The 26,036-nt window shown below is 73.8% G+C and carries 22 protein-coding genes; 8 read left to right on the forward strand and 14 right to left on the reverse strand.

Translation table 11 applies throughout. From position 1 onward, the window contains the following. Positions 1 to 51: 51 nt before the first annotated feature. A complete protein-coding gene (locus tag ABZY44_RS00695; protein ID WP_356649371.1) occupies positions 52 to 1,413 on the forward strand; it encodes a C40 family peptidase in 1,362 nt (453 codons plus the stop codon). On the opposite strand, the gene ABZY44_RS00700 is transcribed toward ABZY44_RS00695, so the two are convergent. From ABZY44_RS00700 to ABZY44_RS00720, 5 genes are read right to left on the reverse strand one after another with little or no spacing between them, the layout of a single operon-like run. Then, a complete protein-coding gene (locus ABZY44_RS00700; protein ID WP_356649372.1) occupies positions 1,374 to 2,624 on the reverse strand; it encodes a styrene monooxygenase/indole monooxygenase family protein in 1,251 nt (416 codons plus the stop codon). The two genes, ABZY44_RS00695 and ABZY44_RS00700, sit on opposite strands and share 40 nt — an antisense overlap. Positions 2,625 to 2,634: 10 nt before the next feature. Next, positions 2,635 to 3,252: an ATP/GTP-binding protein gene (locus ABZY44_RS00705; protein ID WP_356649373.1), complete on the reverse strand. Its 618-nt coding sequence runs from the start codon at positions 3,250 to 3,252 to the stop codon at positions 2,635 to 2,637. Beyond that, positions 3,233 to 3,622 carry a DUF742 domain-containing protein gene (locus tag ABZY44_RS00710; RefSeq protein ID WP_356649374.1) on the reverse strand — a complete coding sequence of 130 codons (390 nt, stop codon included), beginning with the start codon at positions 3,620 to 3,622 and terminating at the stop codon, positions 3,233 to 3,235. Before ABZY44_RS00710 ends, ABZY44_RS00705 begins: the two co-directional genes overlap by 20 nt. Beyond that, positions 3,619 to 4,116: a roadblock/LC7 domain-containing protein gene (locus ABZY44_RS00715; protein ID WP_356649375.1), complete on the reverse strand. Its 498-nt coding sequence runs from the start codon at positions 4,114 to 4,116 to the stop codon at positions 3,619 to 3,621. Before ABZY44_RS00715 ends, ABZY44_RS00710 begins: the two co-directional genes overlap by 4 nt. Then, positions 4,113 to 6,917, reverse strand: coding sequence for a nitrate- and nitrite sensing domain-containing protein (locus ABZY44_RS00720; RefSeq protein WP_356649376.1), 2,805 nt, complete (start codon positions 6,915 to 6,917; stop codon positions 4,113 to 4,115). The genes ABZY44_RS00715 and ABZY44_RS00720 overlap by 4 nt, the downstream gene beginning before the upstream one ends. 412 nt (positions 6,918 to 7,329) lie before the next feature. On the opposite strand from ABZY44_RS00720, the gene ABZY44_RS00725 reads away from it, so the two are divergent. Next, the gene (locus tag ABZY44_RS00725) at positions 7,330 to 8,103 is read left to right on the forward strand and encodes a protein phosphatase 2C domain-containing protein (RefSeq protein WP_356649377.1); all 774 of its coding nucleotides are present in this window, start codon (positions 7,330 to 7,332) and stop codon (positions 8,101 to 8,103) included. 21 nt (positions 8,104 to 8,124) lie between these two features. Here ABZY44_RS00725 and ABZY44_RS00730 read toward each other — a convergent pair whose 3' ends face one another. The 5 genes from ABZY44_RS00730 to ABZY44_RS00750 form a co-directional block, all read right to left on the reverse strand. After that, positions 8,125 to 8,565, reverse strand: a complete 441-nt coding sequence (locus tag ABZY44_RS00730) for a MarR family transcriptional regulator (protein ID WP_356649378.1) — start codon at positions 8,563 to 8,565, stop codon at positions 8,125 to 8,127. 144 nt (positions 8,566 to 8,709) lie between these two features. Beyond that, positions 8,710 to 11,106 carry an endopeptidase La gene (gene lon / locus ABZY44_RS00735; RefSeq protein WP_356649379.1) on the reverse strand — a complete coding sequence of 799 codons (2,397 nt, stop codon included), beginning with the start codon at positions 11,104 to 11,106 and terminating at the stop codon, positions 8,710 to 8,712. A gap of 172 nt (positions 11,107 to 11,278) precedes the next feature. Beyond that, positions 11,279 to 12,067: a DUF4097 family beta strand repeat-containing protein gene (locus ABZY44_RS00740; protein WP_356649380.1), complete on the reverse strand. Its 789-nt coding sequence runs from the start codon at positions 12,065 to 12,067 to the stop codon at positions 11,279 to 11,281. 125 nt (positions 12,068 to 12,192) lie between these two features. Next, a complete protein-coding gene (locus ABZY44_RS00745; protein ID WP_356649381.1) occupies positions 12,193 to 13,110 on the reverse strand; it encodes a sulfurtransferase in 918 nt (305 codons plus the stop codon). 64 nt (positions 13,111 to 13,174) lie between these two features. Continuing rightward, a complete protein-coding gene (locus tag ABZY44_RS00750; RefSeq protein WP_356649382.1) occupies positions 13,175 to 14,515 on the reverse strand; it encodes a glycosyltransferase family 39 protein in 1,341 nt (446 codons plus the stop codon). 163 nt (positions 14,516 to 14,678) lie between these two features. On the opposite strand from ABZY44_RS00750, the gene ABZY44_RS00755 reads away from it, so the two are divergent. From ABZY44_RS00755 to ABZY44_RS00770, 4 genes are all read left to right on the forward strand, one after another. Beyond that, positions 14,679 to 15,308 (forward strand): hypothetical protein, encoded by a 630-nt coding sequence (locus tag ABZY44_RS00755; RefSeq protein WP_356649383.1) that lies wholly within the window; start codon positions 14,679 to 14,681, stop codon positions 15,306 to 15,308. A 268-nt stretch (positions 15,309 to 15,576) separates the two neighbouring features. Beyond that, positions 15,577 to 16,317 (forward strand): response regulator transcription factor, encoded by a 741-nt coding sequence (locus ABZY44_RS00760; protein ID WP_356649384.1) that lies wholly within the window; start codon positions 15,577 to 15,579, stop codon positions 16,315 to 16,317. 38 nt (positions 16,318 to 16,355) lie between these two features. After that, entirely contained in the window at positions 16,356 to 17,426 is a 1,071-nt protein-coding gene (locus tag ABZY44_RS00765) for an ATP-binding protein (RefSeq protein WP_356649436.1), read from the forward strand. A 258-nt stretch (positions 17,427 to 17,684) separates the two neighbouring features. Continuing rightward, positions 17,685 to 21,590, forward strand: coding sequence for a multifunctional oxoglutarate decarboxylase/oxoglutarate dehydrogenase thiamine pyrophosphate-binding subunit/dihydrolipoyllysine-residue succinyltransferase subunit (locus ABZY44_RS00770; protein ID WP_356649385.1), 3,906 nt, complete (start codon positions 17,685 to 17,687; stop codon positions 21,588 to 21,590). A gap of 101 nt (positions 21,591 to 21,691) precedes the next feature. On the opposite strand, the gene ABZY44_RS00775 is transcribed toward ABZY44_RS00770, so the two are convergent. Beyond that, positions 21,692 to 22,912, reverse strand: coding sequence for an HEXXH motif-containing putative peptide modification protein (locus tag ABZY44_RS00775; RefSeq protein WP_356649386.1), 1,221 nt, complete (start codon positions 22,910 to 22,912; stop codon positions 21,692 to 21,694). 139 nt (positions 22,913 to 23,051) lie between these two features. Between ABZY44_RS00775 and ABZY44_RS00780 the strand changes: the two genes are divergently transcribed. Next, positions 23,052 to 23,237: a DUF6104 family protein gene (locus tag ABZY44_RS00780; protein ID WP_356649387.1), complete on the forward strand. Its 186-nt coding sequence runs from the start codon at positions 23,052 to 23,054 to the stop codon at positions 23,235 to 23,237. Between the two features lie 91 nt (positions 23,238 to 23,328). Here the strand turns inward: ABZY44_RS00780 and sodN are convergent, their stop codons facing one another. Then, positions 23,329 to 23,724, reverse strand: a complete 396-nt coding sequence (sodN, locus tag ABZY44_RS00785; RefSeq protein WP_356649388.1) for a superoxide dismutase, Ni — start codon at positions 23,722 to 23,724, stop codon at positions 23,329 to 23,331. 222 nt (positions 23,725 to 23,946) lie between these two features. Here sodN and sodX point away from each other — a divergent pair, with 222 nt between their 5' ends. Beyond that, positions 23,947 to 24,399 (forward strand): nickel-type superoxide dismutase maturation protease, encoded by a 453-nt coding sequence (gene sodX, locus ABZY44_RS00790; RefSeq protein ID WP_356649437.1) that lies wholly within the window; start codon positions 23,947 to 23,949, stop codon positions 24,397 to 24,399. Here the strand turns inward: sodX and ABZY44_RS00795 are convergent. Together ABZY44_RS00795 and ABZY44_RS00800 are read right to left on the reverse strand one after the other, a co-directional pair. Beyond that, a complete protein-coding gene (locus tag ABZY44_RS00795; protein ID WP_356649389.1) occupies positions 24,303 to 24,941 on the reverse strand; it encodes a CGNR zinc finger domain-containing protein in 639 nt (212 codons plus the stop codon). The genes sodX and ABZY44_RS00795 overlap by 97 nt on opposite strands. Positions 24,942 to 25,278: 337 nt before the next feature. Then, positions 25,279 to 26,031, reverse strand: a complete 753-nt coding sequence (locus ABZY44_RS00800) for an amino acid ABC transporter ATP-binding protein (RefSeq protein ID WP_356649438.1) — start codon at positions 26,029 to 26,031, stop codon at positions 25,279 to 25,281. Positions 26,032 to 26,036 lie beyond the last annotated feature (5 nt).

A 26,036-nucleotide genomic window follows, 5' to 3' on the forward strand; every position in this document is an offset into this window, starting at 1 on the left:
GCTGATTTGTCATACCGCGCATGGGAGCATCGGCCGCCTGGAGGTGACCCCATGTCACGTCGACACCGGCGTCGGCTGCTTCGCGCCGCCTGCCTCGCCGCGGCCCTCGTCACGGCCGGCCCGTTCCCCGCCGCGCACGCCGCGCCCGCGGCAACCGCCACGCCCGTCCCGCCCGAACGTCCCGCCGGTCCCGACTCGGTCGCCGCGCCCGAGGCACCCGTGACACCCGAGGCACCCGAGGCGCCCGAGACACCCGAGACCGCCACGGCGCCCGACGCGCCCTCCGAACCCGACGCGCCCGCCCCGCCGGCCGCAGCCGCAGCCCTCGCCGCGCCCGCCGCCGCGCCCGCCGCCCCCACCGAGCCCGTGGGCGTGCTCCTCACCCGCCTCCGAAGCCTCTACCAGCAGGCCGAGCAGGCCACCGAGGCCTACAACGCCGCCGAGACCGCCCTCACCTCCCGCCGGGGCGAGGAGCGCCGCCTCAGCACCGGGCTGGGCAGGGCGCGTACCGCCGTCTCCGACGCCCGGGCCACCACCGGCCGGCTGGCGCGCGAGCAGTACAAGGGCGCCCGCGGATTCTCCCCGTACGCCCGGATGCTGTTCTCCGGAGACCCCCAAGGAGCCCTGGACCAGCGGCGGATCGCCGCACGCGAGGGCGCGCGGCGGGCCGCCGCCCTGGACCGGCTGACCCGGGGCGAGCGGCAGGCCGACGCCCTCGCCGTCGCCGCCCGCAAGGCCCTGGACTCCGAACAGAAGCTGGCCGCCGAGACGAGGAAGCGCAAGGAGGAGGCCGCGGCGCGGCTCAAGGAGGTCGAGCGGCTGCTGGCCTCACTGACCCCCGCGCAGCGCGGCGAACTCGGGACGCGGGAGGCCGAGGACACCGACGCCGCGCAGCGGGCCCTGGTCGCGTCGGGAAGTCTCGGCACGCGGTCCCGCCCCCCGACGGCGGCCGGCGGCACGGCCCTCACCTACGCGACCGCCCAGCTCGGCAAGCCCTACGTCTGGGGCGCCGAGGGACCGGCCTCCTTCGACTGTTCCGGGCTGACCTCGCAGGCCTGGGCGCACGCGGGGCGGGCGATCCCCCGGACCAGCCAGGAGCAGTGGGCCCAGCTGCCCAAGGTGCCCCTGGACGAGCTCCGCCCCGGCGACCTGGTCGTGTACTTCCCTACCGCCACCCACGTGGCCCTGTACGTCGGGGACGGCAAGGTGATCCAGGCGCCCCGGCCCGGCGCGAAGGTCAAGGTCTCCCCGATCGCCGCGAACCCGCTGCTCGGCGCGGTGCGCCCGGACCCCGACGGGGCGCCGCTGACCGCCTACACCCCGCCCCCGCTTCCCGGGGCCGGGAAAGCCGGGGCGGCGGGGGACGACACGGGCTACTCGGGGACCGAGGCGCCCGTGACCTCCGCCAGGTAGTCGGCCGCGTCCTCGGGGTCGTAGAAGTACGCGTCGAAGTCGGCCGGGTTGTCGAAGCCGTTGGCGAAACGGTCCGCCACCGGCTGGAGCTGCCCGGCCGCGCCGATCAGGTTCAGCACGTGCTCCGGCGGGACGCCGAGCATGGCGTTCGTCCACTGGGTGACCGGCTTGCCGCTGGTGAACCAGTACTTGTCGAAGGTCGCCCGCATCCACGCCTCGTCGAACGGCTGGTCCCCGTGCAGGAGGATCGACGAGAGGTACGAGGCGGCGCACTTGGCGGCGGAGTTCGCGCCCTGCCCGGTGATCGGGTCGTTGGCGACCACCACGTCCGCGACGCCCAGCACCAGTCCTCCGCCGGGCAGGCGGCCGACGGGATTGCGGACGACGGGCGCGTAGCGGCCGGCGAGCGTGGCGCCCGCGTCCGTCAGCTCGGCCTTCGTGGCCCGCGCGTACTCCCAGGGCGTGAACTTCTTCATCAGGTCCAGCGTCAGCGCCAGGTGCCCGGCGGGGTCGCGCACGCCGTCGAAGACGTCCAGCGGACCGCCCGGGACTCCCTCCCAGAAGAGGATGTCGGCCCGCCCGGAGGTGGTCAGCGTCGGCATGACGAAGAGCTCGCCGACGCCGGGGACCAGGTTGCAGCGCACGGCCTCCGTCTGCGGGTGCTCGGGGCGCGGGCCGAGCCCGTGCACGTAGCTGACCGCGAGCGCGCGCTGCGGGGCGTCGTACGGGGAGCGGGCGGCGTCCCGGCCGAACAGCGAGACCAGCTCGCCCTTGCCGGCCGCGACCAGCACCAGGTCGTACGTGCGGGCGAAGAAGTCGAGGTCGGAGACGGACGCGCCGTGGATGACCAGCTGCCCGCCGCGCTGGACGAAGGTGTCGAGCCAGCCGGACATCTTCACGCGCTGGTCGACGGACTGGGCGTGGCCCTTCAGCTCACCCAGCCAGTCGACGGCGCGGCCGCCGTCGGGGGCGGCGACCGAGACGCCCAGGCCCTCGATCTTCGGCGCCTGCTGCTCCCAGAAGTTCAGCTGGAGGTCCCGCTCGTGCTGGAGGGCCGTGTCGAACATGACTTGCGTGGACATGACCCGCCCGGTGCGTATCTCGTCCGCCGTCCGGTTGGACATGAGGGTGACCTCGTACCCCTTCGACTGGAGTCCGAGGGCGAGCTGGAGGCCGGACTGGCCGGCACCGACGACGAGTATCTTGCGCATCTGCACGTCTCTATTCGGGAGTCGAGTCGAGGGCGTGGCCCACGAGGGTCAGCAGGGATTCCAGCACCGTGTCCCGGCGCCGCGCGTCCATGATCACGACGGGTACGCGGTCCGGTATGGTCAGCGCCTCCCGCACGTCGTCCGGTGCGTACGAACGCGTGCCCTCGAAGTGGTTGACGGCGACGGTGTACGGCAGCCCGCAGCTCTCGAAGTAGTCGAGGGCCGGGAAGCAGTCGCGCAGCCGGCGCGTGTCGGCGAGCACGATCCCGCCGATGGCGCCCCGCACCAGGTCGTCCCACATGAACCAGAAGCGCTCCTGGCCCGGGGTCCCGTACACGTACAGGACGAGGTCGTCGTCGAGCGTGACGCGCCCGAAGTCCATGGCGACGGTGGTGGTGTGCTTGTCCGGGGTCGCGGACAGGTCGTCGGTCGGGACGCTGGCCTCGGTCATCAGCGCTTCGGTACGCAGCGGCGGGATCTCGGAGACGGACCCGACGAAGGTCGTCTTGCCCACCCCGAAGCCGCCCGCCACCAGCACCTTCACGGCGACGGGCGCGCGCGAGCGGTCGTACTGCCAGGGCTGTACGGGCTCGGGGAAGAGGCCGGTTTCAGAGACGGCGGAGGCCACTGAGCACCCTTTCGAGCAGCGCGCGGTCGGGGCGGCCGTTGCCGTGCCCGGTCCCGTAGACGCGGATCCTTCCCTGGTCGGCGAGATCGCTGACGAGTACGCGCACCACGCCCAGCGGCAGCTTCAGCAGCGCGGCGACCTCGGCGATCGTGCGCATGCGGCGGCAGATCTCGACGATCGCCGGCATCTCGGGCATCCGGTCGGGCTCGCGGGGAGAGGACGCCTTGCTCTCCAGGGCGGCGACGAAGGTCTCGACGTGCAGGACGTCCGCGAAACGGGTCCGGCCGCCCGTGAGGGAGTACGGGCGGACGCGGGCGGGACGGCGATCGGCGCCGCGTATCGGCAGCCGGTCGGAGGCCGGACTCCTCAAGGGGTGTTCTCCATCGACTGGCGCAGCTCACTGCGGACTTCGGGGGTCAGGACGTGGCCGGCGCGGCCCACGAACAAGGCCATGTGGTAGGCGACGACGCTCATGTCGCAGTCCGGCGTGGCGTGCACCCCGAGGAGCGAGCCGTCGCTGATGGACATGACGAAGACGGAGCCGTGCTCCATCGCCACCATCGTCTGCTTGACCGTGCCGCCGTCCATCAGGGCGGCCGCGCCCGTGGTGAGCGAGCCGAGGCCGGAGACGATGGTCGCGAGGCCGGCGGACGCGCCGCGCGGGCCCGTGGGACGGGCGGGTGCGGGTACGGCACCGGCGGGGGGCGTGTCGGGTGCCACCGGGTCGGAGGACAGCAACAGGAGCCCGTCCGAGGAGACGACGGCCACGGAGTTGACCCCGGGCACCTCCTCGACGAGGTCGGTCAGCAGCCACTGAAGGTTGCGGGCCTGGGTGCTCAGTCCGTACGTACTGGGCGCGTTCATGTGCGTGCCTCCTGTGCGGTGTCCCCCCGGTCGGTCTGCCCCTGCTCGTGCGGTCGGTCCTCTGCGTGGTCCTGTACGTGCTCCTGTGCGTGGTCCTGCGAGAGCTCCGCCTCCACGACGCGGCGCCCGTCCTGGGCGCCGCGGTAGAACCCGCCGAGCCGCCGGCGCAGCTCGTCGGCGTCCACGCGGCGCGGCGCGGCGGGCGCGTCGTCCTCGCGCCCGGCGGCCACCACCCGGGGGGTCCGCTTGGGGAGGCCCTTGTCGGTGAGGGGCTCCTGCGCGGACGCCTCGGCCGGGGCCTGGAGGGTGGACCCCTCCTCGGGGGGCACCGGCACCGGCGCCTGCGCCTGCGGCGGGACCCGGAACACCTGCTCGGCGGGCGGCAGCTGCCCGGCCGGGGGCTCGAACGCCGCCGGAGCGGTCTCCGGAGCCACCCGGGCCGACAGCTCCTCGGCCGGAGCGGGCGCGGCCTCGTGCACCGGCTCGGAGTCGGATGCGGCCACCGGCTCGGGCTCGGCGGCGGCCACCGGCTCGGGCTCGGGCTCGGCGGCGGGAGCCGGTTCGGAAGTCCGCGCCGGGTCCGGCTCCGCCGGAAGCGGCCCGGTCGCGTCGGCGGCGGCCGGGGTCCCGCCACGCTCCCGCAGCCGCGACGGAATCGTGTTCTCGTTCGCCTCGGCGACCACCCCGGGCAGGTGCAGCGCGTACGCGCCCGGCGTACCCAGGGTGTGGACCGGCGAGGCGGGCGGGCCGGCGGGCAGCAGCGCCGCCGGTACGACGACCAGGGCCTCCGTGCCTCCGTGCTGCGGGGTCCGCAGCTCCGCGGTCACCGCGTGCCGGGCCGCGAGCCGCCCGGCCACGTACAGCCCGAGGCCCAGGCCGTGTTCCGACTCCGGTTCCTCGTCGTACGCCTCCGGCGCGGCCAGCCGGGCGTTCAGCGCCTCCAGCCGGTCCCCGGTGACCCCGATGCCCTCGTCCACGACGGACAGCACCACGTCACCGGAGTCCAGCAGCCGGCCCGACACCTTCACCTTGGCGTCCGGCGGCGAGAAGGTCGTCGCGTTCTCCAGCAGTTCCGCGAGCACGTGCGAGATGTCGTCGGCGGCGTGCCCGGCGACCTGCGTGTACGAGGGCAGGGCCCCGAGGTCGACGCGCTCGTAGCGCTCGATCTCGCTGACCGCCGCGCGCATGACGTCGACCATCGGCACCGCCGCGGCCTGTCCGTGGCCGTGTTCCTGACCGGCGAGGACGAGCAGGTTCTCGTTGTGGCGGCGCATCACGGTCGCCAGGTGGTCGAGCTTGAAGAGGGTGGAGAGGCGGTCAGGGCACTGCTCCTGCGACTCCAGCTCCTCGATGACCTCGAGTTGGCGCTCGACGAGCCCGAGGGTCCGCAGCGACAGCGACACGGACGTGGCCGACATGACGCGGCGGTGCTCCTCCTGCCCCGCCCGCAGCTGGGCGAGTTCGTCCTCCAGGGCCTCGCGGCCCGTGGCGAGCGCCTCGTTGCGGCCGATGAGGCGGCGCCGGTCGGCGTCCAGTCCGGCGATCCGGGTGTGCAGGGAGACCGTCTGGTCCCGTACGGCGTTGAGGTGGCGCACGACCTCGGCGAACTCGTCGTTGCGGCCGGTGAACCTGACCGGCTCCACCGAGCCCTCGGGCGTCGCCAGCCGCGCGGCGCCGCGCCGCAGGACCGACAGCGGCCGGGTCAGTGAGCGGGCGACGGCCGTGGCGACGCCGACGGTGACGACGAACAGCACGCCGAGGAAGGCCAGCAGGGTCTCCAGCGCGGTCACGTCGTCGTCCCGCAGCGTGGCGAGGGCGGTGGCCCGCTGGGCCGCGAGGGTGGCCTCGACCGAGCGCATCCGGTCCACGCGGGCGGTGAGGGACGAGCCGACGGTGGCGGGGTCGAGCTTGCGGTCGGCGGCGGAGAGGGTCGGCCGGTCGGTGAGGCGCTTGAGGTAGTCGTCGGCCGTCTTGACCTCGGGCCCGGTGACGGTGGCGGCGAGGGTCTGGCGCACGTCGGGGCGCGCGGCCCGCGCGAAGTCGTCGAGGGCGCCCTGCTCCCGTACCCGCGCCCGCTGGGCGGCGGTGGTGAGCTCGTCCACGACGGCGGAGCCCGGGGCCTGGTCGCCGCGCGGGACGGACAGCCCGGCCAGGAGCAGTCCACGGGTGGCGGAGGCCTGTTCCACGGCCTGGTCGAGGGGGGCCAGCGGCCGGGCCGTGACGAGGGCGTCCTCGGCGCGCGCGGGCGTCAGCTCGGCGAGCCGGCCGCCGGGGGCGAGGAGTTCGGCGATGACCCCGGAGTAGGACTGGTGGGCGGCGAGGGCGCTGCCCTTGCCGTCCACGGCCTCGGCGCGCACGGTGCGGACCCGGCCCAGCGCGCGGGCGAGCTCCTCGTCGGCGTCGGCCCGGACCTCGGCGAGCTGGCGGTCGGTGCCGGCGGTGCGGTCCCGGACGGTGGACTGGGCGGCGCCGGGGCGGCCCTTGGCCACGTACTCGGTGACGGCGTCGCGCTCGTCGCCGAGGAGGTGGGCCAGGGTGAGGGTCTGCCGGGTCTGCTCGGCCAGGTCGACCAGGTGCTGGGAGTCCTTCAGGTCCGCCGAGGCGGAGAGGACGGCGGGCGCCCCGGCGCAGAGCACGGCGAGTCCGGCCACGGCGACTCCGAGGACCAGCCTGCTGCGCACGCGGACGCGGCGCCCCGCGGGGAGCCCGGCGGCGGCAGGGGCTGGTCGGTCGGGTGCGGTGCCGTCGGGTGCGGTGCCGTTCGCGACGGTGCCGTTCTTCCGAGGCCGCTTCTTCTGCACCGGTGCTCGCAATCCTGTACGTGTGCTGCTCGTGCTCGTCTACTCGCGTGGCCGAGGTAACGGCCGGTCAACAAGTAAACGTCTCCCGCCCCGCCGTCCCGCTGCGTTGTACGACGTACCGCTTCAGACCTTCGCAGTGCGCCGGGATGAGAGCCGCACATCACCCACCCGGCCACACGAAGGAGTGAACAGCACGGACGAGTTGGCGGCCAACTCGGCAAACCGGCGTCAGAGCCCGTCCGTGGACGGTTGGTTGAAAGATCGATGCGGCCTTTGGCAGGATGCCCGCCCACATACCGGCGGTCACCCCACCGGCCACCGGGTTCCCTCTCACCCCACACACCCCGTCCTGGTCCGTACCTTCCCCGGGCCGCCCCGCCCCTCCGGGGCTCCGCGCGGACAGAATGTCCGCATGCGCATCGATCTCTCCTCCGCCCCCGGCCACCCGGAACGCCCCAACGAGGACTGGGTGTCGGCCGCGACGCCCGCGTCGGGCGGCGGAGTCCTGGTCGCCCTCGACGGGGTCACCCCGCCGTCCGGCGACGTCGGCTGCGCGCACGGCGTCCCGTGGTTCACATCACGCCTCGGCGGCCGATTGACCGAACTGTCCGGATCGCACCGGGACATGCCCCTGACGGCCGTCCTCGCGCGGGCCATCGCCGCCACCGCCGACGACCACCGCGACACGTGTGACCTTTCTCACGTCCGGACGCCGCAGGCCACGGTGGTCCTCGTCCGCTGGGACGAGTCCCGGGTCGAGCACCTGGTGCTGTCCGACTCCGTGCTCCTCCTCCAGGGGCCCGGGGGCGAGGTGCGTGCCGTCCTCGACGACCGCCTGGACCGGATTCCGCGCGAGCGGCTGCGCACGGAGGCCTCGGCGGACGCGCTGCGCAACGCGGAGGGCGGCTTCTTCACGGCCGCCGCGGACCCGGCGGTCGCGGCCCGCGCGGTGACCGGGTGCACGCCGCGGGCCGAGGTCCGGGCGCTGGCGGCGCTCACGGACGGGGCGAGCCGGTGGACGGACACCTTCGGGGAGGGCGACTGGGGCGAGTGCCTGGCGGTGCTGCGCAAGGAGGGCGCCCGGTCGCTGATCGAGCGCGTGCGCACCCTGGAGACGGACCCGCAGCGCCCGCACGGGCGCGGCAAGCGGCACGACGACGCCTCGGCGGTGTACGCGGAGCTGTAGACCGCCCGCTCCCGCCCCGCCCTACTCCGCGCTCGCGTTCAGCTGGTTCAGCAGCCGTGCCAGCTCGGCGACTTCTCCCCGGTCCCAGTCGGCGAGTCTGCGCATGTACCGCTCGCGGCGGGCGCCGCGGACCCGCAGGAACCGCACCCGCCCCTCCTCGGTGAGCCCGACCAGGAAGGCCCTGCCGTCGGCCGGGTCCGGCTCGCGGGCCACCAGGCCCAGCACCTCCAGGGCCCGCAGCTGCCGGCTCATCGTGGCCTTGCCGACGCCGAAGTACGCGGCGAGCTCGGTCGCCCGCTGCCGGCCGGCGGCCTCCAGGCGCACGAGGAGCCCGTACGCGGCCGGTTCCAGATCCGGGTGCAGGGCGCGCGCCATCTCCCCGGAGGAGGCGCGGGCGCGACGGAGCAAGACGGACAGCTCCCGCTCCAGGGCAAGGAACTCCTGGTCTTCGCTCCCGTGCACGTACCGCTCCTTCGTGGGGTGTGGAGCACCAGTATTTCGCAGCGGGTGCGCCGGGGGCCCGGGGCCCCGCCGGAGCGGGATCCCGGGCCCCGGCGAAGCCCGCGGCACCTTCGGACCGTGCCTCTTCCTCCCCTCCGGGGGGAATCAGGCGACGGCCGGTACCGCCACGGTGTCGGGGACGAGGGCCAGCTCCAGGACCTGGCGCACGTCCGTCACCGGGTGCACCTCCAGCCCTTCCAGCACCTCGGCCGGGACGTCGTCCAGGTCCGCCTCGTTGCGCTTCGGGATGATGACGGTGGTCAGCCCGGCCCGGTGCGCCGCGAGCAGCTTCTGCTTGACCCCGCCGATCGGCAGCACCCGGCCGGTCAGCGAGACCTCGCCCGTCATCGCCACGTCCGTACGGACCTGCCGTCCGGAGAGCAGCGAGGCCAGCGCCGTCGTCATCGTGATGCCCGCGCTCGGGCCGTCCTTGGGCACCGCGCCCGCCGGGAAGTGGATGTGGACGCCACGGTCCTTCAGGTCGCCGACCGGGAGCTCCAGTTCCGCGCCGTGCGAGCGCAGGAAGCCGAGGGCGATCTGCGCCGACTCCTTCATCACGTCACCGAGCTGCCCGGTGAGGGTGAGCCCGGAGGCGCCCGTCTCCGGATCGGCGAGCGAGGCCTCGACGAACAGGACGTCCCCGCCCGCGCCGGTCACGGCGAGGCCGGTGGCCACGCCGGGCACGGCGGTGCGCCGCTCGGCCGGGTCCTGCGCGGACTCCGGTACGTGGTGCGGCCGCCCGATGAGCGCCCGCAGGTCGCCGGCGCCGATCCGGTACGGAAGCTCCCGCTCGCCCAGCTCGTGCTGGGAGGCCACCTTGCGCAGCAGCCGGGCGACGGAGCGCTCCAGGGTGCGCACGCCCGCCTCGCGGGTGTACTCCCCGGCCAGCTTGCGCAGGGCGTCCTCCTCCAGGACCACTTCCTCGGCGCCGAGGCCGGCGCGCTCCAGCTGACGGGGCAGCAGGTGGTCGCGGGCGATGACGACCTTCTCGTCCTCGGTGTAGCCGTCGAGGCGCACCAGCTCCATGCGGTCGGCGAGGGCCTCGGGGATGGCTTCCAGCACGTTCGCCGTCGCGAGGAACACGACGTCGCTCAGGTCCAGTTCCACCTCCAGGTAGTGGTCCCGGAAGGTGTGGTTCTGGGCGGGGTCGAGGACCTCCAGCAGCGCCGCTGCCGGGTCGCCGCGGAAATCGGATCCGACCTTGTCGATCTCGTCGAGCAGCACGACCGGGTTCATGGACCCGGCCTCCTTGATGGCCCGTACGATCCGGCCGGGCAGGGCGCCCACGTACGTGCGCCGGTGCCCGCGGACCTCGGCCTCGTCGCGTACGCCGCCGAGGGCCACGCGGACGAACGTGCGGCCCATGGCGTGGGCCACGCTCTCGCCCAGCGAGGTCTTGCCGACTCCGGGCGGCCCGACGAGGGCCAGCACGGCTCCGCCGCGGCGGCCGCCGACGACGCCCATGCCGCGCTCGGAACGCCGCTTGCGCACGGCGAGGTACTCGGTGATCCGGTCCTTCACGTCGCTGAGCCCGGCGTGCTCCGCGTCCAGGACCGCGCGGGCTCCCCGGATGTCGTACGCGTCCTCGGTCCGCTCGTTCCAGGGCAGTTCGAGGACGGTGTCGAGCCAGGTGCGGATCCAGGACCCCTCGGGGGACTGGTCGCTGGAGCGCTCCAGCTTGTCGACTTCCTTGAGTGCGGCCTCCCGCACCTTCTCGGGGAGGTCGGCGGCCTCGACCCGGGTGCGGTAGTCGTCGGACTCCTCGCCCTCCTTCTCGCCGCTGAGCTCACGGAGTTCCTTGCGCACGGCCTCCAGCTGACGCTTGAGCAGGAACTCGCGCTGCTGCTTGTCGACCCCGTCCTGCACGTCCTTGGCGATGGACTCGGCGACGTCCTGCTCGGCGAGGTGGTCGCTGAGGGCCTTGACCGCGAGGCGGAGGCGGGCCACCGGCTCGGCGGTCTCCAGCAGCTCCACCTTCTGGGCGGTGCTCAGGAACGGCGAGTAGCCGGAGTTGTCCGCGAGGGCGCCGACGCCCTCGATCTGCTGCACCCGGTCCACGACCTGCCAGGCGCCGCGCTTCTTGAGCCAGCTGGTGGCGAGCGCCTTGTACTCCGTCACGAGCTCGGCGACGACGCCGGGCAGCGGGTCCGGGACGCTCTCGTCCACGGTCTCGCCCTCGACCCACAGCGCGGTTCCGGGCCCGGTGGTCCCGGCCCCGATGCGGACCCGTCCGCGTCCCCGGATCAGCGCCCCGGGGTCCCCGTCGGAGAGCCGTCCCACCTGCTCGACGGTGCCCAGCACCCCGGTGCCCGTGTACTTCCCGTCGACGCGCGGGACGAGCAGCACCCGCGGCTTCCCCGTCCCGGCGGCTGCCTGAGCGGCCTCCACGGCCCCGCGCACCTCCGCGTCGGACAGGTCCAGCGGAACCACCATTCCAGGCAGTACGACCTCGTCGTCGAGCGGCAGTACGGGCAGAGTGAGCGTTACGGACGTCGAAGCCATGATCTTCCCTCCGGCAGTGAAGTTGAGCTATGCCGACTCAATGCACGTGCGCCCCCCAATGTTCCCCAACCCCCGTTCGCCGGGGGCGAACAGGGGTCGGCGGGCCACCCGGGCAGGCGGACGCGAAGGGAAGATCCCAGGCCGGGGGCCTGCCGGCGCAGGCGGCCCGGAGTCAGGCCGCGGAGATCCGGATGTCGCCCGAGGTGGTCCTCGCCGAGAGGCGGGCGGTGGCGGAGGGGTCGGCGGGCAGCGTGATCTGGCGCTCGCCGGAGTCGGTGGACGCCTCGATCCCGTACGCGGCCGAGGGGACCTTGAGCCGCGCCTCGCCCGAGCTGGTCTCCACCGCGACCGAGGCCGGGGCCTTCGTGAAGGCGAGGCGCACGTTGCCGGACTCGGAGCGGGCCTCGGCGCTCGGGCCGGCCAGGTTCCTGCCGGTGACCGAGCCCGAGGAGGTGCGGATCTTCAGCGGCCCGGCGATGCGGTCCGCCGCGACCGACCCGGAGGAGGTCCGCACGTCGGCCGCGGCCACTCCCGTCACCCTGATGTCGCCGCTGCCGCTCTCGAGCCTGACCGTGGCGGAGGCGGGGACCTCCAGGCGGTAGTCGATGGAACACCGGCGGGAGCAGTCGCCGTTGGTGAGGCTCAGCACGCCGCCGGAGACCTGCTGGGCCGGCACGGGCTCGGCGCCGCCCCGGTAGTGGACGGTGCGGCGGACGGTGACGCCCGGTCCGCTTCCGGAGGTGACCTCGATGGTGCCGCTCCGCGCGTCCGACACGTCGACCCCGGTGACGGCCTCGGCGACGGTCGTGTCGGCGTCCACCGTCTTGTGCCGGCCGCCGCCTATGCCGGCGGCCGGGCCGAGGGAGCACCCGGTCAGCAGCAGGCCGCCCGCGAGGGCCGCACCCATGACGGCCGTTCGGGTGGCGGCGGTGGTGGTGCGCGGAGTCCTCTTCGTCGTCATGCGTCCGATCCTGCCGGTCCCGGACGCCGTCGGGCATGGGGCCCGTGCCCGGGTCCTGGTGGGGCTAACCCCCGCAACGGGGCGGCTCCGGCCCCGGCTTCGGGCGGGATCCGCCGGAAGCCGGCCTACGCGCCGGTGGCTACGGGCCGGTCCGGCGAGGGCACGCCCCACTCGCTCCAGGAGCCGTCGTACACCGCGAGCCGGTCGTAGCCGGCGAGGTCCGCGCCCAGCGCGAGCACGCAGGCCGTGACCCCGGATCCGCAGCTGAAGTACAGCCGCTCCCGGTCCCCCGCCACCTCCTCGAAGGCCTCGCGGAGTTCGGCGGCCGGCCGCATCAGGCCCGCGGGGTCCTGGAGTTCCCCGAAGGGGAGGCTGAGCGCGCCCGGCATGTGGCCGCCGCGCAGGCCGGGCCGGGGTTCGGGGGCGGTGCCGGCGAACCGCTCGCGGGTGCGGGCGTCGAGCACGGCGGCGGCCGGATCGGCCAGGGCCTCCGTGACGGCGGCGGCGTCCACCAGCAGCCCGGCGCGGGGACGGGCCGTGAAGGAGCCGCGCGGGCCCCCGTACGCCGCCGCGCGCTCCTCCACCGGCAGGTCGGCGGCGACCCACGCGGGCAGCCCGCCGTCGAGGACGGCGACCCGGTCGAAGCCCATGGCGCGCAGCATCCACCAGGCACGGGCGCTGGAGTAGACGCCGGCGCCGTCGTACGCGACGACCGTGCTGGTGTCGTCGACGCCGAGCTCGCGCATCGCCTCGGCGAACGCGTCGGGGCCGGGCACGGTGTGCGGGGCCGCCGCGCCGTGGTCGGACAGGGCGCCGTCGAGGTCGAAGGGCCGGGCGCCCGGGATGCGGCGGTCCGCGGCGCGGTGGCCGCCGACGGAGGCGTCGAAGACGACCAGTCCGGGCGCGCCGAGGCGCGCCGCGAGCCAGTCGGCGCCGACCAGCGGACCGGGCGGCGCGAGCGGTTCCGCGGTCCCGCCCCCGGACGGGTTCGCGTTCGCGCGGGCGTGGGCGTGGGTGTGGGTGTGCGTACGGGCTGCGGTCATGCGCCACCTCCGGCAGAAGTCGACGACGGGCCCCTGCTCCGCGGCCCCCCTGCGCCCCATCCTCCTACGGGCAGCCGCCCGGACGGGCGAAGAGGGCCACGCGGGCGCCGCGGACCCGCTCGAGCGCGCACAGGTCGAAGGAGGAGACGAGCGTCTGCCGTTTCACCGCCTCGGCCGGGTCCCCGTCCAGCGGCTGGCCCACCGGGTCCATCAGGGCCACCACCCGCTCGGTGGCCGGGTCCAGCAGGGCCTCGCGGATCCCTTCCGGCGTCCGCTCCACCCCTTGGAGGCTCCGCGAGGCCGCAGGGGTGCGGGCCAGTGCGAGGTCGCGCAGGGAGCCGTGGACCTCCGGCGAGGACAGCAGCCATTCGCGCCGCCGCGAGGGGAGGAAGAGCACGGCGTCGCCCGGCCGCGCGAGCGCGCGGACGGCCGCCGCCACGGCGAGGGCGTCGTCCTTGCGGCTCTCCGGGGTGCGCAGCCACGCGGACCAGAACCCGAGCGGGACGAGGAGCGCGCCGACCAGCAGCCACGGCCACCAGCCGGCCCGCCCCCGGACCGCCCCGCCCGCGACCGCGCCTCCTGGGACCCCCCCGCCCGGGACTGCCGCGAGCCGGACCCCCGCCAGCCGGACCCCCGCGAGGAGGGCGGGGCCGGCGAGCGCGTAGAGCACGTACCGGTCGACGTACCAGGGGTGCACCAGCGAGACAGCGAGGAGCAGACCCGGCGGCAGGAGCGCGAGCGGCAGGGCCACGCGGACGAGTTCCCGCGCGGCCCCCCTGGCGAGGAGGAGCGAGGCGGCCGCGAGCACCCCGTACGCCGCCCAGTCCTGCCAGCCCGGCCGTCCGAGCCAGCCCAGCTGCTGCTGCGCCTGGCGCGCGCTGACCAGGGCGAGCGGCAGCAGTCCGGCGACCACGGCGCCGGCCGCGAGGCGCCAGCCGCGCGAACGGCGGGCGGCGAAGGCGTGCGCGGGCAGCGCCAGTAGGGCGAACTCGTGCAGCCAGCAGCCCAGCAGCAGGACCACGGCGTAGGCGGCCCAGCGCTCGCGCAGCATCAGGTACGTGGCCCAGACGACGGCGGCGGCGACGAGGGCGTACGAGCGTCCCTCCTGGGCGTACATCTGCACGGGCGGGAGCACGGCGTAGCAGAGCCCGGCGAGGAGCGCGGCCCGCTCGGGCCGGTCCGCGGCCAGCCGGTGCGCGAGGGCGGCCACCCCGGCGGCGGCGAGGGCGGTGGCGGCCACGGACGGCAGGCGCAGGGTCCAGAGGCTGTCGCCGCCGACGCCGAACACGGCGCGCATCAGCAGGTAGTAGAGGCCGTGCACGGCGTCGACCCGGCCGAGCAGTTCCCACAGCTCACCGGCCGGCCGGTGGGCGACCTGCCAGGTGACGGATTCGTCGCGCCACATGGAGCCGGCGCGCGGGAGGCCCCAGAGGCCGAGTGCGAGGGCGGCGAGCGGCGGCAGCCAGCGCCAGGGGGCGAAGCGGCTGATGTCTGCCTCCGGGTGCTATCCGTACGGGTGGTGCGGACTCCATACTCGGGGTTCGAGCCGGATACCTGCGGGGTGGGGCATGCGAACACGTGGATGGCGGGCCGGTCCGGTGGCCGCGACGGCGGTCTTGGTCCTGGCTTCGGCACTGGGCGCGTGTTCGTCCGACGGGCCCGCGGACGGGGCTTCGCCGGGCCCGGCGAAGAGCACCGGCTCCGGGGCGGGCGCGAGCCCGGGCGACGGGTCCGGGGCGCCCTCGGCGACGGCCACGCTGCCGCCCGGCCAGAGCCAGAGCCCCGCGAACCCCGCTCCGGACCCCTCCGCGAGTCCCCCGGCGTCGGTGCCCGCGCCCGCGGGCTCGGAGCCGGACGCCGGCGCGACGCTCGTCGCGGTCACCCGCAGCGGCGGGATCACGGGCAAGACGAGCACCCTGGTCGTCAAGGGGGACGGAACCTTCCTGCGGCTGGACGCGAAGGCCGTGACGGTCGACCGCGACAAGCTCCCGGCGGCCGCCCTCGCGCACCTGCGCACCGCCCTGCGGAACGCGGACTTCGCCCGCCTGCCCCGGATCTCGACGCCCGACCGGCCGGTCGCCGACGCGTTCACCTACGCCTTCCGGCACGACGGCTACGAGGTGGCCGCCGCCCAGACCACCCTGCCGGCGCCGCTGGGAGACGTCCTGGACGCCCTGCCGGCCTTCGAACCGCGCTGACGGACCTCCCGGGCGGCGCCCGCCGGGGCCGGCCCTCCCCGGTACCGCCCTCCGGGGCCCGCCCGCCCCGGTACCGCCCTCCGGGGGCCGCCCGGCGGAGCCCCGACCACCCACCGCACCCGGAACCGGGCCGCCGCCCCCTGGGAGGGACGGGACGGCCCCCGGCGGCGTCCGTGGCGAAAACCACACATCCGGAACCCGTCATAGCCGCAGGCCGAACGCTCCTCTACGCTGCACCCCTATCACGCGGGATCTTCAGGGGCGGGACATGGAACAGACGCACACCACCCACAACGGCGCCGCGGCCACCCCGGGCGCGCAGCGCCGGGTACTCGTCGTCGAGGACGACCACACCATCGCCGAGGCCATCGCGGCCCGGCTGCGCGCCGAGGGCTTCCAGGTGCAGACGGCCTCCGACGGACCGGCGGCGGTCGCCGCCGCCGAGAACTGGCTGCCGGAGCTGCTGGTCCTGGACATCATGCTGCCGGGCTTCGACGGCCTGGAGGTCTGCCGCCGGGTCCAGGCCCAGCGCCCGGTCCCGGTGCTGATGCTCACCGCCCGGGACGACGAGACGGACCTGCTCGTCGGCCTCGGGGTCGGCGCCGACGACTACATGACGAAGCCCTTCTCGATGCGCGAGCTGGCCGCGCGGGTCCACGTCCTCCTGCGCAGGGTGGAGCGGGCCACCCTGGCCGCGCACGCCCCCCGCGGGGCCACCCTGCGCCTGGGCGATCTGGAGATCGACCACGCGCAGCGCCGGGTGCGGGTGCACACCGAGGACGTGCACCTGACGCCGACCGAGTTCGATCTGCTGGTGTGCCTGGCCGGCACGCCGCGGGCGGTGCTCTCGCGCGAGCAGCTGCTCGCCGAGGTGTGGGACTGGGCCGACGCGTCCGGGACCCGTACCGTCGACAGTCACATCAAGGCCCTGCGCCGGAAGATCGGCGCCGAGCGGATCCGTACGGTCCACGGCGTCGGGTACGCCCTGGAGACCCCGGCCCAGCCGTGAGCGGGCACCGGCCGCCGGGTCAGCGGCCTCCCGGCGGGCTGCGGCCCCCCGGAGGACTGCGGCCCTTCTCGCCGTTCTCGATCAAGACGAAGCTGGGCACGCTCGTCGTGGTGTCGGTGTTCATCACCACCGGCCTGCTGATGGTGGCGATGCGCACGGCCACCGAGGTCCGCTTCATCACGGTGTTCTCGGTGATCGCCTCGATGCTGATCACGCAGTTCGTCGCCCACAGCCTGACGGCGCCGCTGGACGACATGACCACGGTGGCCCGGGCGATATCCCGCGGGGACTACACCCGCCGGGTGCGCGAGGCCGGCCGCCGGGACGAGCTGGGCGACCTCGCCTCCACGATCAATCTGATGGCGGACGACCTGGAGGCGGTGGACCGGCACCGCAAGGAGCTCGTGGCCAACGTCTCGCACGAGCTGCGCACCCCGATCGCGGCGCTGCGCGCGGTGCTGGAGAACGTGGTGGACGGGGTCTCGGCAGCCGATCCGGAGACCATGCGGACGGCGCTGAAGCAGACCGAGCGGCTCGGACGGCTGGTGGAGACCCTGCTGGACCTGTCCCGGGTGGACAACGGGGTGGTGCCGCTGCGGGCCCGCCGCTTCGAGGTGTGGCCGTACCTGTCGGGGGTGCTGAAGGAGTCGGGGCTGGCCGCGGCCGGCCGGCCGGGGCTGACCTCCGGCTCGGGCGGGCACACCCGCAACGACGTCCACCTCCACCTGGACGTGTTCCCGGCGGACCTGACGGCGCACGCGGACGCCGAGCGGCTGCACCAGGTGGTGGCGAACCTCATCGACAACGCGGTCAAGCACAGCCCGCCGCACGGCCGGGTCACCGTCCGCGCGCGGGCGGGCGACGCTCCCGGGGCCCTGGAGCTGGAGGTCAGCGACGAAGGTCCGGGCATCCCGGAGGAGGAGCGGCACCGGGTCTTCGAGCGGTTCAACCGGGGCAGCGCGAGGGGCGGGGACGGCGGGACCGGGCTGGGCCTGGCCATCGCCCGCTGGGCGGTCGGGCTGCACGGAGGGCACATCGGGGTGGCCGAATCGTCCCGGGGCTGCCGCATCCTCGTCACGCTTCCGGGCAGCTCACAGGCGCCGGGTTGACGTAGGGTTCGAGTGGGAAGGACATGATCTCGGCCACAGGCGCCGGGGTCCGTCAGGGGTGCGAAGCCAAGGGGGCCGCAACCGCGGTGCCTCCTGCCCGAACCACGCTTGTTTCCCGCCATTCCTAGCGGTGAAACCCGCCGTTCGATGTGACCTACGCGACGGAAGTACCGCCCGGTCTGCATCACACGGTCCGGGAGGCGTAGCCTTTATTCCCGCTGTCCATACCTTGTGAAGCGGAAGAGGGCGGTTGCCGCCGTGTCGCCACAGTCCCCCAGTAACTCGAGCACCACGACCGAAGCAGGAGGGAGCGGGAAGAACCCCGCCCCGGGCTTCGGTGCCAATGAGTGGCTCGTCGACGAGATCTACCAGCAGTACCTCCAGGACCCCAACTCGGTCGACCGGGCCTGGTGGGACTTCTTCGCCGACTACAAGCCGGGGGGCGCTGTCGCTCCGGTGAAGGCGGATAAGCCCTCGGAGAAGCCGACTCCCCCCGCCGCGACGACGGACGGCGCCTCCGCACAGGCCGCCGCCCCCGTCACCGCCGCATCGCCGCAGGCGTCCGTCGCCGCCGCCACGGGGGCGGCGAGCGCCACGCCCGCAGCCCCGGCCGCGACGCCCGCGCCAGCTCCTGCCCCTGTACCTGCCACCCCCTCTGGTGCCCCTGCTGTGACTGTCACCTCCCAGGCCCCGGCCGCCGCACCGGCCGCGCCTGCCCCTCAGGCATCGGCTCCGGCCGCCGCCCCCGCCCCCGTAGCCCCCCAGAAGGCCGCGCCCGCCACCGAGGCCCCTGCCGGCCCCGAACTGGTGACGCTCCGCGGCCCGGCGGCGGCCGTGGTCAAGAACATGAACGCCTCGCTGGAAGTGCCGACGGCCACGTCCGTCCGCGCCGTCCCGGTGAAGCTGCTGTTCGACAACCGCATCGTCATCAACAACCACCTGAAGCGCGCCCGGGGCGGGAAGATCTCCTTCACCCACCTCATCGGCTACGCGATGGTGCAGGCCATCAAGGCCATGCCGTCGATGAACCACTCCTACGCGGAGAAGGACGGCAAGCCGACCCTGGTCAAGCCGGAGCACATCAACTTCGGCCTCGCGATCGACCTGGTGAAGCCCAACGGCGACCGCCAGCTCGTCGTCGCCGGCATCAAGAAGGCCGAGACCCTCAACTTCTTCGAGTTCTGGCAGGCCTACGAGGACATCGTCCGCCGGGCCCGCATCGGCAAGCTGACGATGGACGACTTCACGGGCGTCACCGTCTCGCTGACCAACCCCGGCGGCCTGGGCACCGTCCACTCCGTGCCCCGCCTGATGCCCGGACAGTCGGTCATCATGGGCGTCGGCTCGATGGACTACCCGGCCGAGTTCCAGGGCACCTCCCAGGACACCCTGAACAAGCTGGGCATCTCCAAGGTCATGACCCTGACCTCGACGTACGACCACCGCACCATCCAGGGCGCGGCCTCCGGCGAGTTCCTGCGCGTCGTCGCGAACATGCTGCTCGGCGAGAACGGCTTCTACGACGACGTCTTCGAGGCGCTGCGCATCCCGTACGAGCCGGTCCGCTGGCTCCGGGACATCGACGCCTCGCACGACGACGACGTCACGAAGGCCGCCCGCGTCTTCGAGCTGATCCACTCCTACCGGGTCCGCGGCCACGTCATGGCCGACACCGACCCGCTGGAGTACAAGCAGCGCAAGCACCCCGACCTCGACATCACCGAGCACGGCCTCACCCTGTGGGACCTGGAGCGCGAGTTCGCGGTCGGCGGCTTCTCCGGCAAGTCGATGATGAAGCTCCGCGACATCCTCGGCGTCCTGCGCGACTCGTACTGCCGCACCACCGGCGTCGAGTTCATGCACATCCAGGACCCGAAGCAGCGCCGCTGGATCCAGGACCGCATCGAGCGCCCGCACACCAAGCCGGAGCGCGAGGAGCAGCTGCGCATCCTGCGCCGGCTGAACGCGGCGGAGGCCTTCGAGACCTTCCTGCAGACGAAGTACGTCGGCCAGAAGCGCTTCTCGCTGGAGGGCGGCGAGTCCGTCATCCCGCTGCTCGACGCCGTCATCGACTCGGCCGCCGAGGCCCGCCTCGAAGAGGTCGCGATCGGCATGGCCCACCGCGGCCGCCTGAACGTCCTGGCGAACATCGTCGGCAAGTCGTACGCGCAGATCTTCCGCGAGTTCGAAGGCAACCTCGACCCGAAGTCCATGCACGGCTCCGGCGACGTCAAGTACCACCTGGGTGCCAACGGCACCTTCACGGGCCTGGACGGCGAGCAGATCAAGGTCTCGCTCGTCGCGAACCCCTCGCACCTGGAGGCCGTGGACCCCGTCCTGGAGGGCGTGGTCCGCGCCAAGCAGGACATCATCAACAAGGGCGGCACGGACTTCACGGTCCTGCCCGTCGCCCTGCACGGCGACGCGGCCTTCGCCGGCCAGGGTGTGGTCGCCGAGACGCTGAACATGTCGCAGCTGCGCGGCTACCGCACCGGCGGCACCGTGCACGTGGTCATCAACAACCAGGTCGGCTTCACCGCCGCCCCGGAGTCCTCGCGTTCCTCGATGTACGCGACCGACGTGGCCCGCATGATCGAGGCGCCGATCTTCCACGTGAACGGCGACGACCCGGAGGCCGTGGTCCGCATCGCGCGGCTCGCCTTCGAGTTCCGTCAGGCGTTCAACAAGGACGTGGTCATCGACCTCATCTGCTACCGCCGCCGCGGGCACAACGAGTCCGACAACCCGGCCTTCACGCAGCCGCTGATGTACGACCTGATCGACAAGAAGCGCTCGGTGCGCAAGCTGTACACCGAGTCCCTCATCGGTCGCGGCGACATCACGCTGGAAGAGGCGGAGCAGGCGCTCCAGGACTTCCAGGGCCAGCTGGAGAAGGTCTTCGCGGAGGTCCGCGAGGCCGCCACGCAGCCCGCGGCCGCCGCGCCGGCCCCGGCCGCCCAGCCCGACTTCCCGGTCGCGGTGAACACCGCGATCTCCCCGGAGGTCGTCAAGCGGATCGCCGAGTCCCAGGTCACCATCCCCGAGGGCGTCACCGTCCACCCGCGTCTGCTGCCGCAGCTGCAGCGCCGCGCGGCGATGATCGACGAGGGCACCATCGACTGGGGCATGGGCGAGACCCTGGCCTTCGGCTCGCTGCTGATGGAGGGCACCCCGGTCCGGCTGTCCGGCCAGGACTCGCGCCGCGGCACGTTCGGCCAGCGCCACGCGGTCCTCATCGACCGGGAGACCGGCGAGGACTACACCCCGCTGCTGTACCTCTCGGACGAGCAGGCCCGTTACAACGTCTACGACTCGCTGCTCTCCGAGTACGCGGCCATGGGCTTCGAGTACGGCTACTCGCTGGCCCGTCCGGACGCGCTGGTCCTCTGGGAGGCCCAGTTCGGCGACTTCGTCAACGGCGCGCAGACCGTCGTCGACGAGTTCATCTCCTCGGCCGAGCAGAAGTGGGGCCAGACGTCCGGCGTCACGCTCCTCCTTCCGCACGGTTACGAGGGCCAGGGCCCGGACCACAGCTCCGCCCGCCCGGAGCGGTTCCTGCAGATGTGCGCGCAGGACAACATGACCGTGGCGATGCCCACGCTCCCGTCGAACTACTTCCACCTGCTGCGGTGGCAGGTCCACAACCCGCACCACAAGCCGCTCATCGTCTTCACCCCGAAGTCGATGCTGCGTCTGAAGGCCGCGGCCTCGAAGGCGGAGGAGTTCACGACCGGGTCGTTCCGTCCCGTCATCGGCGACTCCACGGTCGACCCGAACGCGGTCCGCAAGGTCGTGTTCTGCGCGGGCAAGGTCTACTACGACCTGGAGGCCGAGCGGGAGAAGCGCGGCATCACCGACACGGCCATCCTGCGCATCGAGCGGCTGTACCCGCTGCCGGGCGCGGAACTGCAGGCGGAGATCGCCAAGTACCCGAACGCGGCGAAGTACATCTGGGCCCAGGAAGAGCCGGCGAACCAGGGTGCGTGGCCGTTCATCGCGCTGAACCTGATCGACCACCTCGACCTGGCGGTCGGCGCGGACATCCCGGCCGGCGAGCGCCTGCGGCGGATCTCCCGCCCGCACGGCTCGTCCCCGGCGGTCGGTTCGGCCAAGCGCCACCAGGCGGAGCAGCAGCTCCTCCTGAGCGAGGTCTTCGGAGCCTGACGGCTCCCTGACGGCTCGCTGACCAGCACCTCGCAAGGCCCGGCCCCCTCGGGGGCCGGGCCTTGCGGCGTCTGCGGGCGCCCACGCCGGGAGGGGCGGGCTCAGCCGGGCCCGGGGGTCGGCAGGCCGGGGTGGGCCGCCCGCCAGGCGTCCCGGGTCCGCTCCACCTCCGCGCGCGCCGCCGCGTACCGGCCGCCCCGCGGCCCCAGGCCGTCCATGGACCGTTCGGCCGCGGCCATCGAGCCGACGAACACCCTTCCCGCGGGCGTGAGTTCCGGGCAGGCCTCGAGGGCCGGCAGCGCCGCCGCCACCTGGGACCGGATGCGCGCGTGCTGCGCCCAGGCGCCCCGGGCCCCGTAGAGCGCGGCGCGCTGCCAGTAGCCCGCCAGCGCCAGATGTGCGTACGCGCCCCGCAGGAGGCCCTCCAGCGGCCGGGGATCCGCCCTCCAGGGGGCCCAGTACCGCGCGGAGCGGTCGGCGGTGTGCAGGGTGACCGCCTGCGCCAGAGCGGCGAGCTTGCCGTGCTGCACCTCGTGGACGAGGGTCGCGGCCAGGGCGGGCGGCGGCTGGGCCCGCGCCAGTACGGAGCCGGCCGCCGCGGGCGGGGCCGCGCCCGCGGCGCGGGAGGTGCCGGACAGCGGGACCAGGGAGCGCAGCAGTCGGCCGGTCTCCTCCGCGCGGGCCGTGTCGTAGCGGCGCATCAGCGTGAGCGCGCCGGCCCACTGGGTGTCCCACCGCTTGTGGCCCTTGGGAGTGAGCCGGCGGGCGGCGCGGTCGGCCGCCGAGGCCCGGTACGGGTCGAGGTCGTCCAGTGCGGTGTGCCCGTCGGGGAGCGCGTGCAGGGCCAGCGCGGCCGGGTCGTCCGGGTCCCAGGAGCGCTCGGTGAGGGCGAGCGGGCCGGGCCGCGGCGGGCGCAGCAGCCCGAGGGTGGGCAGGACGAGGCGGCCGTGCACGGGCCGCAGGGTGACCTTGAAGCAGATCCCGGCCCGCAGCCCGGCGGCGGCGGCGAGCGCCCCCAGGTGGGCCACGTCGGGCGGCGGCCCGTGGGGCGTGCGCAGCCGGCGCAGGGTCTCCTCGGCCCATGCTCCGGTGGCCGGATAGTGCACCACGTCGGCCACCGCGCCGGGGTCGCACCGCCCGGCCTCCTCCAGGAGGGCCCGGTACTCCGCGGCCTCGCCTCCGGGCAGTGCGTCGAGCACCTCGCCCAGCAGCCCCAGCCGCCGGGTCCGCCGGATGCCGCGCACCAGTGCGGTCCCCTCCGCGGACGGTTCCGTGGACCCGAGCTCCCGCAGGACGCCGTCGCCCGGCTCCGGGTGCCTCATCGCCTCGCCTCCCGCCGTGGACCCTCCATCCCTGCCCGGGGGACGTGCTGCGCGAACGGCGGAAAGCGGCCACGTCCCGGCGCGCCGCCCGGGCGGATTATCCTGGCGGGAAAGACCCGACCACCGCACGGAGCCCGACTTGTACTTCACCGATCGCGGCATCGAGGAGCTGGCGAAGCGGCGCGGCGAGGAGGAGGTCACCTTCGAGTGGCTCGCCGAGCAGCTGCGCACCTTCGTCGACCTGAACCCCGACTTCGAGGTTCCGGTGGAACGCCTCGCCACCTGGCTGGCCCGCCTGGACGACGACGAGGACGAGGACGCCTGAGACCAGGTCCCGCTCATGACGAAGGGGCCCGGCCGCGATGCGGTCGGGCCCCTTCGTCATCGTCCCCGGGGACAGGGAGGACAAGGCGCACTCAGGCGGCCTTGGTCTCCCAGAAGATGCGGTCGATCTCGGCGATGAGCTCGAGCGCCTTGGCGCCGGTCGCCGGGTCGTTCGACGCCTTGGCGGCCGAGAGGGCCTTCAGGGTGTCGTTGACCAGAGCGTGCAGCTGCGGGTACTTCTCGAAGTGCGGCGGCTTGAAGTAGTCGCTCCACAGCACCGAAACGTGGTGCTTCGCGAGCTCGGCGCGCTGCTCCTTGATGGTGATGGCGCGCGCGCGGAAGTCGGAGTCGTCGTTGGCCTGGTACTTCTCCTGCACGGCCTTGACGGACTCGGCCTCGATGCGGGCCTGGGCAGGGTCGTACACGCCGCACGGCAGATCGCAGTGGGCGGAGACCTTCGCCTTGGGGGCGAAGAGGCGGGAAAGCATGGAGTGTGTCCTCCTCGTGATCGTCTTCTCAAGGGGGAGATTACTCCGTGAGAGAGACGTTTTCGCGGCCGCCCCCATGGGCTTGGGACAAAAGTCCAGGGCCGTACCCGGGCCGGTGCGCGAATGTACGGAAGAGTGCGGCAGCATGCGGGGTGGGACAAGGTGCGGGCGAGGAGGTCACGGATGGTCCGGAACACGCCCTCGGGACGGCGGTCGCCGTCGGTGTGGTCGTCTCCGTTGAAGGAGTGGTCGTCTCCGTTGAAGCGGATCGGCGTGCTCGAGGTGACGGGTCCTTCGATGGCTCCGACGCTGGAGCACGGGGACCAGCTGCTGGTCCGGTACGGGGCGCCCGTGCGGCCGGGTCACGTCGTGGTGCTTCGCCACCCGTTCCAGCAGGACCTGCTGGTCGTGAAGCGGGCGGCGGAGCGGCGGCCGGGCGGCTGGTGGGTGCTGGGCGACAACCCGTTCAACGGGACGGGCGACAGCACCGACTACGGGACCGTCCCCGACGAGCTGGTCCTGGCGACCGGGGTGGCCCGTTTCAGGCCGTTCCCTCGGCCGGAGCACACGGCGCGGGATCAGCGGTCGCTGAGGGCCCGGGTCTCCTGGGCGGCCTCGGCGCTGCGTCCGCTGCGCGCGGACTCCTCGGCCTCCAGGCGCTTGCGGGCGCGGTAGGCCGCGACGTTGGCGCGGGTGGCGCACCGGTCGGAGCAGTAGCGGCGGGAGCGGTTGGTGGAGGTGTCCAGGTAGGCGTTGCGGCAGGGGGCCGCCTGGCAGAGGCCGAGCCGCCCCGGGCCGTGCTCGGTGAGGTGGAAGGCCAGCCCGAAGGACGCGATCGCGGCGTAGCCCGCGGACGCGTTGGAGGGGTGGTCGGCGAGGTGGATGTGCCAGTGGGGTCCGCCGTGCTCGGCATGCTCGTCGATGGGCACGTGGCCCGAGACCTGGGGGCTGACCGGGAACTCCATGAGCAGGGAGTTCAGCAGGTCGACGGCCAGGACGTGGTCGCCGCCGTCGGCCGCCTCGAAGACGGTGCGCAGCCGGCCCCGGACGTTGCGGAAGCGGGTGACGTCGGTGTCGGTGACCCGGCGGGCCATCTGCACGCTGGCACCGAAGAGCGCCCGGACGGCGTCCACGGAGGTCAGCGAGTCCTTGTTGCGGGCCGGCTCCTCGGTGTTGACCAGGCGCACGGCGTAGTCCGAGTAATGGGCCAGTTCCACGTGTAGTCCTTACGGCTGCGGATTGTTGTCTCCGTAACGGCCGAGACAGCTTCTAGGGTATTACGCATACAGGATGCCGTGGCGGACACGGCACGTTCCGAAGGACAGGAGGAGCGGGCCGGCCGGACCCGTCGGCGTGGGCAGGAGCGCACCGGGCCCCGGACCATGGGTGCGGTACCGGAAGTAACACGGACCGCGCCGCCGAGAGGTTCCCGAAATCCAGCAGTACGGGCACCGTCCCCGCTCCCGCCCGGTTGACGACCGCCCGGCCGTGGCGGCCGCCGCACGCGGAAGGGGCGGTACGGGAGACCCGTACCGCCCCTTGCGCGTGAAGCCGTTACAGCACCTTGGACAGGAAGGCCTTCGTCCGGTCGTGCTGCGGGTTGCCCAGGACCTCGCGGGGGTGGCCGGACTCGACCACGACACCGCCGTCCATGAAGACGAGGTTGTCGCCGACCTCGCGGGCGAAGCCCATCTCGTGGGTGACCACGATCATGGTCATGCCCGATTCGGCCAGGTCCCGCATGACGTCGAGGACGTCGCCGACGAGCTCCGGGTCGAGCGCCGAGGTGGGCTCGTCGAAGAGCATCAGCTTCGGTTCCATGGCCAGCGCACGGGCGATGGCCACGCGCTGCTGCTGGCCGCCGGAGAGCTGGGTGGGGTAGTTCCCGGCCTTGTCGCCGAGGCCGACGCGGTCGAGGAGCTTGACGGCGCGTGCGCGGGCCACGGCCTTGCTCTCGCCCTTGACCATGACGGGGGCTTCCATGACGTTCTCGATGGCCGTCATGTGCGGGAAGAGGTTGAAGCGCTGGAAGACCATGCCGATGTCCCGGCGCTGGGCCGCGACCTCGCTGTCCTTCAGCTCGTAGAGCTTGCCGGCCTTCTCGCGGTAGCCGACCAGCCGGCCGTCGACCGAGAGCCGGCCGGCGTTGATGCGCTCCAGGTGGTTGATGCAGCGCAGGAAGGTCGACTTGCCGGAACCGGACGGGCCGACCAGGCAGAACACCTCGCGGGGGGCCACCTCGAGGTCGATGCCCCGCAGGATGTGCGCGGCGCCGTACGACTTGTGGACGGCCTCGGCCTTGACCATCGGCT

The sequence above is a fragment of the Streptomyces sp. NPDC006544 genome, from assembly GCF_040611715.1.
Classification (GTDB): domain Bacteria; phylum Actinomycetota; class Actinomycetes; order Streptomycetales; family Streptomycetaceae; genus Streptomyces.